The sequence below is a fragment of the Streptomyces sp. NPDC059874 genome, from assembly GCF_042731135.1.
Lineage (GTDB): Bacteria > Actinomycetota > Actinomycetes > Streptomycetales > Streptomycetaceae > Streptomyces.
In genome coordinates, this window is sequence record NZ_JBHWJY010000103.1 from 1 (window position 1) to 12,722 (window position 12,722).

9 protein-coding genes are annotated in these 12,722 nt (G+C 70.6%); 7 read left to right on the forward strand and 2 right to left on the reverse strand.

Annotated elements, in window-relative coordinates; genetic code table 11:
• Window positions 1-118: 118 nt before the first annotated feature.
• On the reverse strand, window positions 119-886 hold the full coding sequence (locus ACFV9H_RS36660) for a hypothetical protein (RefSeq protein WP_385407332.1): 768 nt from the start codon (window positions 884-886) through the stop codon (window positions 119-121).
• 181 nt (window positions 887-1,067) lie between these two features.
• Window positions 1,068-2,744 carry a PucR family transcriptional regulator gene (locus ACFV9H_RS36665; RefSeq protein WP_385407296.1) on the reverse strand — a complete coding sequence of 559 codons (1,677 nt, stop codon included), beginning with the start codon at window positions 2,742-2,744 and terminating at the stop codon, window positions 1,068-1,070.
• A 253-nt stretch (window positions 2,745-2,997) separates the two neighbouring features.
• On the opposite strand from ACFV9H_RS36665, the gene ACFV9H_RS36670 reads away from it, so the two are divergent.
• The 7 genes from ACFV9H_RS36670 to ACFV9H_RS36700 all read left to right on the forward strand — a co-directional run bounded on the left by ACFV9H_RS36670 (window position 2,998) and on the right by ACFV9H_RS36700 (window position 12,717).
• Window positions 2,998-3,894, forward strand: coding sequence for an FAD binding domain-containing protein (locus ACFV9H_RS36670; protein ID WP_385407297.1), 897 nt, complete (start codon window positions 2,998-3,000; stop codon window positions 3,892-3,894).
• 2 nt (window positions 3,895-3,896) lie between these two features.
• A complete protein-coding gene (locus ACFV9H_RS36675) occupies window positions 3,897-4,487 on the forward strand; it encodes a (2Fe-2S)-binding protein (protein WP_385407299.1) in 591 nt (196 codons plus the stop codon).
• A gap of 2 nt (window positions 4,488-4,489) precedes the next feature.
• The gene (pucD, locus tag ACFV9H_RS36680) at window positions 4,490-6,895 is read left to right on the forward strand and encodes a xanthine dehydrogenase subunit D (protein ID WP_385407301.1); all 2,406 of its coding nucleotides are present in this window, start codon (window positions 4,490-4,492) and stop codon (window positions 6,893-6,895) included.
• A gap of 321 nt (window positions 6,896-7,216) precedes the next feature.
• Complete coding sequence (locus ACFV9H_RS36685) at window positions 7,217-8,680, forward strand: NCS2 family permease (protein ID WP_385407304.1); 1,464 nt, start codon at window positions 7,217-7,219, stop codon at window positions 8,678-8,680.
• Between the two features lie 85 nt (window positions 8,681-8,765).
• Window positions 8,766-9,929 (forward strand): XdhC family protein, encoded by a 1,164-nt coding sequence (locus ACFV9H_RS36690; protein ID WP_385407306.1) that lies wholly within the window; start codon window positions 8,766-8,768, stop codon window positions 9,927-9,929.
• Window positions 9,930-10,105: 176 nt separating this feature from the next.
• Window positions 10,106-11,365: a YncE family protein gene (locus ACFV9H_RS36695; protein ID WP_385407309.1), complete on the forward strand. Its 1,260-nt coding sequence runs from the start codon at window positions 10,106-10,108 to the stop codon at window positions 11,363-11,365.
• Window positions 11,366-11,478: 113 nt separating this feature from the next.
• On the forward strand, window positions 11,479-12,717 hold the full coding sequence (locus tag ACFV9H_RS36700) for a GNAT family N-acetyltransferase (protein ID WP_385407311.1): 1,239 nt from the start codon (window positions 11,479-11,481) through the stop codon (window positions 12,715-12,717).
• The last annotated feature ends 5 nt before the right edge of the window (window positions 12,718-12,722 follow it).

The window sequence follows — 12,722 nt, forward strand, 5'->3', positions numbered from 1 at the left end:
CCTCAAACGCCGGCGAGGCTGGACTCTGGCCCCGCAGGGGGACAAACCCAGCCCCCGGCGTTTGAGGCGCGGGGTCCGGGGCGGAGCCCCGGCAGCGGCGCCGCAGGAAGTACAGGGGCTACCCCGTCGGGGAGGGGGCTGGGTGGAGTTGGTCCGCCAGCCAGGTGGGGATGCCGCCCAGGAGGTGGAACAGGCGGCGCGCCTCCGCGCGGAGACGGGCCGCTTCCGGCTCCGGCTCGGCCTCGGCCAGGGCGGCCAGCGCCGGGGCCGTGCCGACCAGGAAGCCCAGCTCCTCCCGGATGCGCAGGGACTCCACGAAGCCCTTGCGGGCCTCCGCCACCTCCCCGTCCCGCAAGGCCAGCGCAGCGAGGTGGCGCCACGTGAAGGACAGCAGCAGCGTGTCCCCGTGCGCCTCCGCCCCCGCGTGCGCCCGCCGGTACGCCGGCCGCGCCGACTGCGGGGCGTCCGCCAGGTGCTCGGCGACCAGCCCCCGGCGGAAGTCCAGCAGCGGGCGGGTCCGGGAATCCGGGGACAGCAGCGCCGCCGCCCGGCCCAGCGCGGAGCGGGCCTCGTCGGCCCGGTCGCGTACGCCCAGCACGGTCGCCGCGTACGCCAGGTGGCCCCGCTCGCAGGCCGCCGCGCCCCGGTCGTCGTCGTCCTGCGAGACCGCCTCGGCGACCCGCAGCGCGTCCTCGGCCTCGGCCCAGCCCTGCCCCGTGAACAGGCAGCGCTCGACCAGCAGCGCGGTCCGCTGTACGGCCGCCCCCGCGTTCCCCGCATGCGGCATCAGGAGCGCTGCGGCGTCGGTCCAACAGCCGCGCGAACGCAGCCGCCATATCGCCCGCTGGAGGGGGTCTTCTCCCCCCGTAGATCCGGCACCGGACATGGCGGTATCCGCCACATTGCCCTCCCCAAAGCAACCAAGCAGCACGTCGTCGAGCCCTGGGGCGAAATGAGAGCACGGATCCACGGCTTCGGCCAAGGGGTCGGGTGAACTCTTTCACAAAGTCCGGACACCTCGTCAGCCGCCCCCACCCGGTGGACCGGGCGGCGGCGGGCACGATTCCTCAGCTCATGCGCAGTGCCAGGAAGAAGTCCAGCTTGTCCTCCAGCCGGGACAGGTCCCGCGCCGTCAACTGCTCGATTCGCCCGACCCGGTAACGCAGCGTGTTGACGTGCAGGTGCAGCCGCGTCGCACACCGGGTCCACGAACCGTCGCAGTCCAGGAACGCCTCCAGCGTCGGGATGAGCTCCGCCCGGTGGCGCCGGTCGTAGTCCCGCAGCGGGTCCAGCAGCCGGGCCGTGAAGGCGCGCCGCACGTCGTCCGGCACGAACGGCAGCAGCAGCACGTGCGACGCCAGCTCGTGGTGGCCGGCCGCGCAGACCCGCCCCGGGCGCGCCGCGGCGACCCGGCGGGCGTGCCGGGCCTCCTCCAGCGCTCCGCGCAGCCCCTCGGCGGAGTGCACGGCCGCGCTGACGCCCAGCGTGAGCCGGCCGTCGTTGTCGAGACCGGCGGCCAGGGGGTCCCGTACGGCCGCGAGCAGCTCGTCGGCGTGCAGGGCCGTGTCCGGGCCCTTGTCCTCCCCGTCCCCGGGCCGCGAGGGCAGCGGCACCAGCGCGATGGCCTCGTCACCCGCATGGGCCACCGCGATCCGGTCGGAAGGCTCGGGCCCCGAGACGGACGGGTCGACCAGGATCTCCTCCAGCAGCGACTGGGCCACGGGGCCGCCGGGGATGTCCCCGCCGTCCCAGTCCACCCGGGCCACCACGACCTGCCAGTGCGGGGCGCCGCCCACGCCGGGCAGCAGCACCGGGGCCGCCACCCGCAGACGGGCGGCGATCTCGGCGGGCGGAGCACCCGTCTGGACCAGTTCGAGGACTTCCTGTGCGAGCCGACGGCGCACCGTCCGCGCCGCGTCTCGCCGGTCCCGTTCGACGGCGATCAGCTGGGTGACGCCCTGGAGCAGGTCCAGGCGCTCGGCGGGCCAGTCGCCCGCGTCCGCCTCCACGGCCAGCAGCCAGTCCGACAGCACGCTCTCGCGCACGTCCTTCGGGGTCGGGCCGGTGGCGGCGCGCCCGTGTCCCCTGATCGGGAAGAGCGAGTAGGTAATACCCTGGATGGAGATCCGGTGCGGCCCCCTGCGGCCGGTCCGGACCGCCGCGAGGTGCTCGCTCGCCAGTGCAGCGCACACCCCCGGTGCCAGCGGTTCGCCCGCCCCGGCGATCTGCCGGCCCGTGGGGGACAGCACCCAGGCCCGGAGATCGAGGTCGGTGGTGAGCAGATCCAGCACCACGTCGGGCCCGCCGCCCGCGGGACCCGAGGTCATCAGCCGGCGATGGCGGTCGACCACGGCCGCCAGGTCCCCGGCGCGCTCGCCCGAGACCTGCCTCACCACGTACTCGGTGATCGTGGCGAATGCAACGTCTTCGTTCACCGCGAACAGCGGCAGGCGGTTGCGGATGCAGGCCGACACCAGATCGTCCGGGATGTCGCCCAGCTCGGCCTCGCCCGCCGCGAGGCCCGCCACGCCCGCGCTTGCGAGGATTCGTACGAATGGCTCGGAGTCGGCTGAATTTCGTCTCCATGCAAGGCCGGTGAGGACGAGTTCACCCCCCGAGAGGTATCGGCTGGGATCCCGTAGGTCGGTCGTCATGACTCCGCGGACCGTCCGGTCGAGTTCTTCCTCGCCGCCCAGCAGCCGCAGCCCCAGCGCCTCGGTTTCCAGCAGTGCGCGCAGCCGCATGATGTCGCCGCCGATCTGTCTCGATTGTTGCCGTTGGAAATCGGGCAGGTCGTCGCATCCTGCCTTTCATACGAATCTACAAGACGAGGGAGGTCGTCAGCCAACTCCTTCATGGTTTCGGTGACTGCACCCGGGGGACAGGCGGCCGGTGTACTGAGTCCACACCGCGTTAACAACACGTGAACGACCAGTCGAGGGACCTACGGATCCTGGCTTGAAGTAAACGACCCGATTACGAAGAAGAGAGCCGCACATGGACTTCCTTCGCCCAGCCGGTTGGGAGGAGGCGCTCGCCGCAAAGGCAGAGTTCCCCACAGCCGTGCCGATCGCAGGTGGCACCGATGTGATGGTTGAGATCAACTTCGACCACCGCAGGCCGGAGTACCTCCTGGACCTGAACCGGATCGGTCTCCTGCAGGAGTGGGAGATCGGCGAGGACGTGGTCCGGCTCGGAGCTTCCGTCCCGTACACCCAGATCATGGAGAACCTCCGCACGGAGCTGCCGGGACTCGCGCTCGCCTCGCGCACGGTCGCGTCCCCCCAGATCCGCAACCGCGGTGGTGTCGGCGGCAACCTCGGTTGCGCCTCGCCGGCCGGTGACTCGCACCCCGCGCTGCTCGCGGCGGGTGCCGAGGTCGAGGTCGAGTCCGTACGCGGCTCTCGCCTGATCCCGATCGACGAGTTCTACACCGGTGTCAAGCGCAACGCGCTCGCCGCCGACGAGCTCATCAAGACCGTCCACATCAAGAAGGCGGATGGTCCCCAGCAGTACTCCAAGGTCGGCTCCCGCAACGCGATGGTCATCGCCGTCTGCGCCTTCGGCCTGGCATTGCACCCCGAGACCCGCACGGTTCGCACCGGCATCGGTTCGGCCGCGCCGACCCCGATCCGCGCGAAGGCGGCCGAGGAGTTCCTGAACGCCGCGCTCGAAGAGGGTGGCTTCTGGGAGTCCGGCAAGGTCATCACCCCGTCGATCGCGAAGCAGTTCGGTGACCTCGCCTCCGGCGCGGCCAACCCGATCGACGACGTCCGCGGCACGGCGAAGTACCGACGTCACGCGGTCGGCATCCTGGCCCGCCGCCAGCTCGTCTGGACCTGGGAGCAGTACCGCGGTGCCGGCAACGGCCGCTCGCTGGAAGGGGCTGCGTAATCATGCGCGTCAATTTCACTGTCAACGGTCGCCGGCAGGAAGCCGACGACGTGTGGGAGGGCGAGTCCCTTCTCTACGTGCTGCGTGAGCGCCTGGGCCTGCCGGGTTCGAAGAACGCCTGCGAGCAGGGCGAGTGCGGTTCTTGCACCGTCCGTCTCGACGGCGTGCCGGTCTGTTCCTGTCTGGTCGCGGCCGGTCAGGTCGAGGGCCGCGACGTCGTGACCGTCGAGGGCCTGGCGGAGTTCGCCAAGCAGCGCGAAGAGCACGGCCACGGCGGTGCCTGCGGCGGCAAGGGCGGCGTCTCCCTGGACACGGCCAAGCAGTGGCAGGCCAGGCCGGCCGACTCCCAGACCGGCGAGGGCGTCGAGCTCTCCACCATCCAGCAGGCGTTCATCGACGCCGGCGCCGTCCAGTGCGGGTTCTGCACCCCGGGCCTCCTGGTCCAGGCCGACGCGCTCCTGGAGGAGAACCCGTCCCCGTCCGACCAGGACATCCGTGAGGCCCTCTCGGGCAACCTGTGTCGCTGTACGGGCTACGAGAAGATCCTCGACGCGGTCCGCCTCGCGGCCGCCCGTCAGACAGAGGCGGTCTGACCATGGCTCAGAACACGCGCACGGTCCCGGCGGGTACGCCGACCAACGTCACGCAGAAGCACGCCAAGGGCGGCATCGGCGAGTCCGTCCTCCGCCCGGACGGCACCCTCAAGGTCACCGGCGAGTTCGCCTACTCCTCGGACATGTGGCACGAGGACATGCTGTGGGGCCAGACCCTGCGCAGCACCGTCGCCCACGCCGAGATCGTCTCCATCGACATCTCCGAGGCGCTGGCCATGCCCGGCGTCTACTCGGTGCTGACGTACGACGACCTGCCGGCCGCGATGAAGAACTACGGCCTGGAGATCCAGGACACCCCGGTTCTCGCCCACGGCCGGGTGCGTCACCACGGTGAGCCGGTCGCCCTCGTGGCCGCCGACCACCCGGAGACCGCCCGCCGCGCGGCCGCCAAGATCAAGATCGACTACAAGGAGCTGCCGCTCGTCACGGACGAGGCTTCCGCCCTCGCCCCCGACGCGCCGCTGATCCACGAGGGTCGCGACGACCACCACATCGGTCACGTCCCGCACCCGAACATCGTGCACCGCCAGCCGATCGTCCGCGGCAACGTGGAAGAGGCCCGCGAGCGCGCCGACGTCATCGTCGAGGGCGAGTACACCTTCGGCATGCAGGACCAGGCCTTCCTCGGCCCGGAGTCCGGCCTGGCCGTGCCGTCCGAGGACGGCGGTGTCGACCTCTACGTCGCCACCCAGTGGCTGCACTCGGACCTCAGGCAGATCGCCCCCGTCCTCGGTCTCCCCGAGGAGAAGGTGCGCATGACGCTCTCCGGCGTCGGCGGTGCCTTCGGTGGTCGCGAGGACATCTCGATGCAGATCCACGCGTGCCTCCTGGCGCTGGCCACGAACAAGCCGGTCAAGATGGTCTACAACCGGTTCGAGTCCTTCTTCGGCCACGTGCACCGTCACCCGGCGAAGCTCTGGTACGAACACGGCGCCACCAAGGACGGCAAGCTCACGCACATGAAGTGCAGGATCGTCCTGGACGGCGGCGCGTACGCGTCCGCTTCCCCGGCGGTCGTGGGCAACGCGTCCTCCCTCTCCGTCGGCCCGTACGTCGTCGACGACGTCGACATCGAGGCGATCGCCCTCTACACCAACAACCCGCCCTGTGGCGCGATGCGCGGCTTCGGCGCCGTCCAGGCCTGCTTCGCGTACGAGGCCCAGATGGACAAGCTCGCGGCGAAGCTGGGCATGGACCCGGTCGAGTTCCGCCGGCTGAACGCCATGGAGATGGGCACGATCATGCCCACCGGCCAGGTCGTGGACTCCCCGGCGCCCGTCGCCGAGCTGCTGCGGCGGGTCAAGTCCCGCCCGCTGCCGCCGGAGCGCCAGTGGGAGACCGCCGGCGAGGGCGCGGACGTCCGCGCGCTGCCGGGTGGCCTCTCCAACACCACCCACGGTGAGGGCGTCGTCCGGGGCGTCGGCTACGCGGTCGGCATCAAGAACGTCGGCTTCTCCGAGGGCTTCGACGACTACTCGACCGCCCGCGTGCGGCTCGAGGTCATCAACGGCGAGCCCGTCGCCATGGTCCACACGGCCATGGCGGAGGTCGGCCAGGGCGGTGTCACCGTCCACGCGCAGATCGCCCGCACGGAGCTGGGCGTCACGCACGTGACCATCCACCCGGCCGACACGCAGGTCGGCTCCGCCGGTTCCACGTCCGCCTCGCGGCAGACGTACATGACCGGTGGCGCCGTGAAGAACACCTGCGAGGCCGTCCGCGAGGCCGTCCTGGAGATCGGTCGCCGCAAGAACGGGTCCTACCACCCGGCGTGGGCGACCGCCGAGCTGCTGCTCGAAGGCGGCAAGGTCGTCACCGACGGCGGCGAGGTCCTCGCGGACATCGCGGAGATCCTCGACGGCGAGGAGGCGATCGACCTGGAGCTGGAGTTCCGGCACCGGCCGACCGTCCCCTTCGACCTGGTCACCGGCCAGGGCGACGGCCACGTCCAGTACACCTTCGCCGCGCACCGCGCGGTCGTCGAGGTGGACACCGAGCTCGGCCTCGTCAAGGTCGTCGAGCTGGCGACCGCGCAGGACGTCGGCAAGGCGCTCAACATGCTTTCCGTGGTGGGCCAGATCCAGGGTGGAACCACCCAGGGTCTCGGCGTGGCGATCATGGAAGAGATCATCGTGGACCCGAAGACCGCGAAGGTGCGCAACCCCTCCTTCACGGACTACCTGATCCCGACCATCCTCGACACCCCGACCATCCCGGTCGACGTCCTGGAGCTCGCCGACCCGAAGGCGCCGTACGGCCTTCGCGGTATGGGCGAGGCCCCGACCCTGTCGTCCACCCCGGCCGTCCTCGCGGCGATCAGGCAGGCGACAGGTTTGGAGCTCAACAAGACGCCGATCCGTCCGGAAGCCCTAACCGGGACCCTCTAGGACGGCGTGGTCCGGGGGCCGAGAGGCCCCCGGACACCCAAGACTTCCGGGCGGTGTGACACGGGAACGTCACACTTGCCAGTCGCACCGCCCGGAGCACTACGAAGCGCCGCACCGCTCGCGGTCTCTTCACTTGGCAGTACCCCTGCAAGAAAACCACGTAGTACCAGCGGGTCACCCCCGCGCTACCCGCAGTAAACGCAGTGAACAATCGCGTCGTCTCGGGCCGTCACCCCGGGTCGTGCAGCCAACGCAGTTTCCCAAATCCCGCGTCTCCAATCTTCATGCGGGTGCCCCTATGAACCTTGGGAGTTAGGCACCATGACCCAGTCGTCTGTGGAGCCCAAGACCAGTGCGGATGAGGCCGGCGACGGCTCTCTCAACCCCGCCGGACGTTCTTGGCTCGACCGGTACTTTCACATAACGCACAGAGGATCCAACGTCGGCAATGAGGTTCGTGGCGGTATCACGACCTTCATGGCGATGGCTTACATCCTCCTGCTCAACCCGCTGATCCTCTCCGGCAAGGATGTCGCCGGAAACACGATGGAGCCCGCGGCTCTCATCACGGCCACGGCCTTCGCCGCGGCCCTCACCACGCTCCTGATGGGCTTCGTCGGCAAGGTGCCGCTCGCACTCGCCGCCGGTCTCTCCGTCTCGGGTGTGCTCGCCTCGCAGGTCGCCCCCCAGATGACCTGGCCGCAGGCCATGGGCATGTGCGTGATGTACGGCGTCGTGATCTGTCTCCTGGTCGTCACCGGCCTCCGAGAGATGATCATGAACGCGATCCCGCTCGCGCTCAAGCACGCGATCACCATGGGTATCGGTCTCTTCGTCGCCCTCATCGGCCTCGTGAAGGCCGGCTTCGTGGGCAGGGGTCCGGAGTTCGGTCCCCCGGTGCAGCTCGGTTCCGTCGGTGAACTCGCCGGCTGGCCCGTCCTGCTCTTCTGCATCACCCTGCTGGCCATCTTCATGCTCCAGGCCCGCAAGGTCCCCGGCGCGATCCTGATCGGCATCGTCGGCGGAACCGTCCTGGCCGCCATCCTGAACGCCATCGTCGACATCGACCCGAAGGCCTGGAAGAACGGCGCGCCGGAGCTCAAGGGCTCCGCGGTCTCGATGCCCGACTTCTCGCTCTTCGGCGACGTCGAGTTCGGTGGCTGGGGCGAAGTCGGCGCCATGACCATCGGCATGATCGTCTTCACCCTCGTCCTCGCCGGCTTCTTCGACGCGATGGCCACCATCATCGGTGTCGGTACCGAGGCCAAGCTCGCCGACGACCAGGGCCGCATGCCGGGCCTGTCCAAGGCCCTCTTCATCGACGGCGCCGGTGGCGCCATCGGTGGCGTCGCGGGTGGTTCCGGTCAGACGGTCTTCGTCGAGTCCGCCACCGGCGTCGGTGAGGGAGCCCGCACAGGCCTCGCCTCCGTCGTCACGGGTCTGTTCTTCGCCGCCTGCCTCTTCTTCACCCCGATCACCCAGATCGTCCCGGGTGAGGTCGCCTCCGCGGCCCTGGTCGTCATCGGCGCGATGATGATGCAGAACGCCCGCCACGTGGACTGGTCCGACAGCGCGACCGCGATCCCGGTCTTCCTGACCGTCGTGATCATGCCGTTCACCTACCAGATCACGGCCGGTGTGGCCGCCGGTGTCATCTCCTACGTGGCCATCAAGGTCGCGCAGGGCAAGGCCCGGGAGATCGGTGCCTTCATGTGGGCGCTGACCGCGATCTTCGTGGTCTTCTTCGCCCTCAACCCGATCGAGGGCTGGCTCGGGGTCCACTGACCCGACCGGACCTGATCGGTTCCGTACGAAACCGCACCCTCCACGTGTCCGATACTGGATAACGAACCTGTCCGAGGAGGCCTCCATGCTGGACATCGCCGCAGAACTGCACCGGTGGGTCGAGCAGGGTCGCGATTTCGCGGTCGCCACAGTCGTGGCGGTCGGCGGAAGCGCACCCAGGCAGCCCGGGGCCGCACTCGCTGTCGACAGCGAGGGCACGGCCATAGGTTCGGTCTCCGGTGGATGCGTGGAGGGTGCGGTGTACGAGCTGTGCCGGCAGGCGCTCGAGGACGGCGAAACCGTCCGGGAGCGCTTCGGGTACAGCGACGACGATGCCTTCGCCGTGGGTCTGACCTGCGGCGGAATCATCGACATCCTGGTCACCCCGGTCACGGCGGGGTCTCCCGTACGAGAGGTGTTCGCGGCAGCCCTGGCCGCCGCCGCTCGCGGCGAGGCCGCCGCCGTGGCCCGGATGGCCGAGGGCCCGGCCGAGCTCATGGGCCGGGCCGTGTTCGTCCGTACCCAGGGCGCCCACGAGGGCGGCTTCGGAGCACACCCCGAGCTGGACCGCACGATCGCCGAAGAGGCCCGCGCCATGCTCGACGCCGGCAGGACCGGCGTGCTGGAGATCGGCGCCGACGGCCGGCTCTGCGGAGAGCCGATCAAGGTGCTGGTCGAGTCCAGCGTCCCGCCCCCGCGGATGATCGTCTTCGGTGCCATCGACTTCGCCTCCGCGCTGGTGCGGATCGGCAAGTTCCTCGGCTACCGGGTGACGGTGTGCGACGCGCGGCCGGTCTTCGCGACGAAGATCCGCTTCCCCGAGGCGGACGAGATCGTCGTGGACTGGCCGAACCGCTACCTGGAGGCGCAGTCAGCGGCCGGGGACGTGGACGGCCGGACCGTCCTGTGCGTACTCACCCACGACGTCAAGTTCGACGTCCCGCTCCTCGAACTGGCCCTCAGACTTCCCGTCGCGTACGTCGGCGCCATGGGCTCCCGCCGCACCCACGAGGACCGCAACAAGCGGCTCCGCGAGGCCGGCGTGACCGAGCTCGAACTGGCCCGGCTGCGCTCCCCGATCGGCCTGGACCTCGGCGCCCGCTCCCCGGAGGAGACCGCGCTGTCCATCGCCGCGGAGATCGTCGCCAACCGGCGCGGCGGCACCGGCGTGTCCCTGACCGGCGCGCACATCCCGATCCACCCCGACCTGTCGACGACGGTGATCGACCGGATCGGTTCCGTCGCTTGAAGCGGTGACGGCAGCGGCTGACGTCCGTACGTGACGTCCAAGGTGAGCAAGGGCGTGACCCGTAGGGGTTGCGCCCTTTTGGCGTTCCGCCTATTTTACCGGCCGGTAACAGGAGGAACTCTCTCCATCCCTCTCCATCCCGCTCTCCACCCCTTCCCCACACCGGAGTTGAACGGATGTCACGTACCCTCCGCACCCTGGCCGCGCTCGCCGCGGCCACCCTGCTGGCCGCCGCCGTACCGACCGCGGCCGGGGCCGCGACCGCGGCCGCGGCGGCTCCGGGCGACGGACTGCGGGAGGTGCTCTTCGTAGGGAACAACTGGGAGGGCACCGCCGATGTCCTCGCCTCCACCGGCGACCTCGCCAAGGTCGGTCGCATCAACGTGATCCCCGACAAGGCGGAGCGGCTCCGGGAGATCTACCTCAACCCGATCAAGCTCGCCTTCTTCCTCGGCGTCCGGGAGACCGCCGGCGAGGGCCACGACCAGTTCGTCGACGACATGTACACCACCCCCGACGGCACGGCCGTCGTGGCCTCCCGACCCAGCTTCGCCGACGTCGTCTCCATCGACGTGCGCACCGGCCGCGTCAACTGGCGCTTCCCCGTGGCCGGTTACCGGGCCGACCACATGGCCGTCTCGCCCGACGGGACGAAGGTCGCGGTCTCCGCCTCCACCGCCAACACCGTGCACGTCCTCGACATCGCCACCGGCCGGCAGGTCGGGTCCTTCTCCACCGGGGACAAGCCGCACGAGAACGTCTTCAGCGCTGACGGCCGCTTCCTGTGGAACAGCGCCATCGGGGACGTGACCTCCGCCCTCGACGCGCCCTGGCTGGACTGGACGAAGGGCGACCGGAAGATCACGATCGTCGACGCGCAGACCTTCCGCACGGTCCGGGTGATCGACATGCGCGAGCGACTGGACGCCTTCGGCCGCCCCGACCTCTCCGACGCCGTGCGCCCCGTGTCCTTCAGCCCCGACGAGTCGAAGTTCTACTTCCAGGTGTCCTTCCTGAACGGCTTCCTGGAGTACGACGTCGCCTCCGACCGGATCACCCGCCTCAAGATGCTCCCCGCGAGCCCCGGCACCAGCACCGACCGAACCAAGTGGGTCAACGACTCCCGCCACCACGGCATGTCCATGAGCCCGGACGGGACCAAGCTCTGCATCGCGGGGACCATGGACGACTACGCGACCGTCGTGGACCGGGCCACCCTCGCCGAGGGGCCGCTCGTGCCCGCGGACAAGCCGTACTGGGCCACGGTCGACGGCGACGGGACATCCTGCGTGATCTCCGAGAGCGGCGCCGACCGGGTCACGGCCATCGATTTCGCCACCGGAACCAAGCGGGTGTCCGTCCCGGTGGGCGACCACCCGCAGCGGGTCCGGCTCGGCCACGTCCCGGCCGGCTGGACCGGCCCGACGGGAGGGTGAAGGCGCCGGACGGGTATCGGGCGGGCACCGGGCAAGGTACTCGAACTGGCCAAACGAGCACATCAGGCCATTTTGGGGTGACCGGTCCGGGATGACCGATTAGTCTGCCGATCATGGTGGACATCCGTGACGTACCCGAGGCCGACATCGAGCGTGCTCTGGAGCTCGCGTACCTGGTCTTCCACGATCGGCCCGAGCAGGAGGGCCGCGAGAAGCACCACGCGCTGCTGACGCGCTGCCTGCGGATCGGCGCGTACGACGGGGACGCCCTGGTCGGCTTCATGGCCGCGCACGACTTCCGGCTCTCGGTGCCCGGGGCGGACCTGCCCTGCCCCGGGCTCACCTTCGTCTCCGTCGCGCCCACCCACCGCCGCCGCGGCGTGCTCACCGGGCTGATGGCCGAGATGCTGGGGCGGGCCTCCGCGACCGGCAGCCCGATCGCGGCCCTCTGGGCCTCCGAGGCCGCCATCTACGGCCGCTTCGGCTTCGGTGGCGCGACCACCGGGGTCACCGTCGAGATCGACTCCACCCGCCCGCTGGCCCTGCGCGTCGACCCGGACCCGCGCCCGCTGCGGCTCGTGGACCCGGACGGGGCGCTCGCCGAGATCGGCCCCTTCCACGAAACGGCCCGCGCCGTGCGGGCCGGCCGCCCGACCCGGAGCCCGGAGCGCTGGCGCGAGGAATGGCTGTGCGAACAGGCCGAGGACGACGATGAGTTGAGCCCGCCCCGGATCATCGTCCTCGGCGACCCGGACGAGCCGATCGCCGGCTACGTGGTCTACCGCACCAAGGCGGAGGACGACTCCGGGCCCGTCCGCACACCGGGGCTGGTCCGGGTGGAGGAGCTGGAGGCCGAGACCCCGGCGGTCGCCGCCGCCCTGTGGGAGTGCCTGACCGCCCTCGACCTCACCGGCAAGGTCTCCGCCTGGGGTCGGCCGGTGGACGACCCGCTGCTGCACTTCGCCGCCGACCGGGACCAGGTGCGGGTCACCGCCCAGTTCCCGGCGCTCTGGCTGCGCCTGGTCGACGTGGGGGCGGCGCTGACCGCGCGGTCCTGGGCCGCGGAGGTGGAACTGGTGCTGGAGGTGCACGACGTACGGCTGCCCGCCAACGCCGGGCGGTTCCGGCTCAAGGCGGGGCCGGGCGGGGCGGCGTACGAACACGCGGACACCGCCCCCGACCTGGCCCTGGACGTACGGGAGCTGGCCGCCTGCTACCTGGGCGGGACCCGGGTCGTCGAACTCGTCGCGGCCGGGCTCGTACGCGAGCACACGCCCGGCGCGGCGGCGGCGCTGGACGCGGCCCTGGCGACGGGGAACGGACTGCTGCCGCACACCTCCGACGAGTTCTGACAGGT

Coding starts and splice junctions, on each gene's coding strand:
- ACFV9H_RS36660 (WP_385407332.1), bottom strand. CDS start 886: ATGTCCGGTGCCGGATCTACGGGGGGAGAAGACCCCCTCCAGCGGGCG.
- ACFV9H_RS36665 (WP_385407296.1), bottom strand. CDS start 2,744: ATGCGGCTGCGCGCACTGCTGGAAACCGAGGCGCTGGGGCTGCGGCTG.
- ACFV9H_RS36670 (WP_385407297.1), top strand. CDS start 2,998: ATGGACTTCCTTCGCCCAGCCGGTTGGGAGGAGGCGCTCGCCGCAAAG.
- ACFV9H_RS36675 (WP_385407299.1), top strand. CDS start 3,897: ATGCGCGTCAATTTCACTGTCAACGGTCGCCGGCAGGAAGCCGACGAC.
- pucD (WP_385407301.1), top strand. CDS start 4,490: ATGGCTCAGAACACGCGCACGGTCCCGGCGGGTACGCCGACCAACGTC.
- ACFV9H_RS36685 (WP_385407304.1), top strand. CDS start 7,217: ATGACCCAGTCGTCTGTGGAGCCCAAGACCAGTGCGGATGAGGCCGGC.
- ACFV9H_RS36690 (WP_385407306.1), top strand. CDS start 8,766: ATGCTGGACATCGCCGCAGAACTGCACCGGTGGGTCGAGCAGGGTCGC.
- ACFV9H_RS36695 (WP_385407309.1), top strand. CDS start 10,106: ATGTCACGTACCCTCCGCACCCTGGCCGCGCTCGCCGCGGCCACCCTG.
- ACFV9H_RS36700 (WP_385407311.1), top strand. CDS start 11,479: ATGGTGGACATCCGTGACGTACCCGAGGCCGACATCGAGCGTGCTCTG.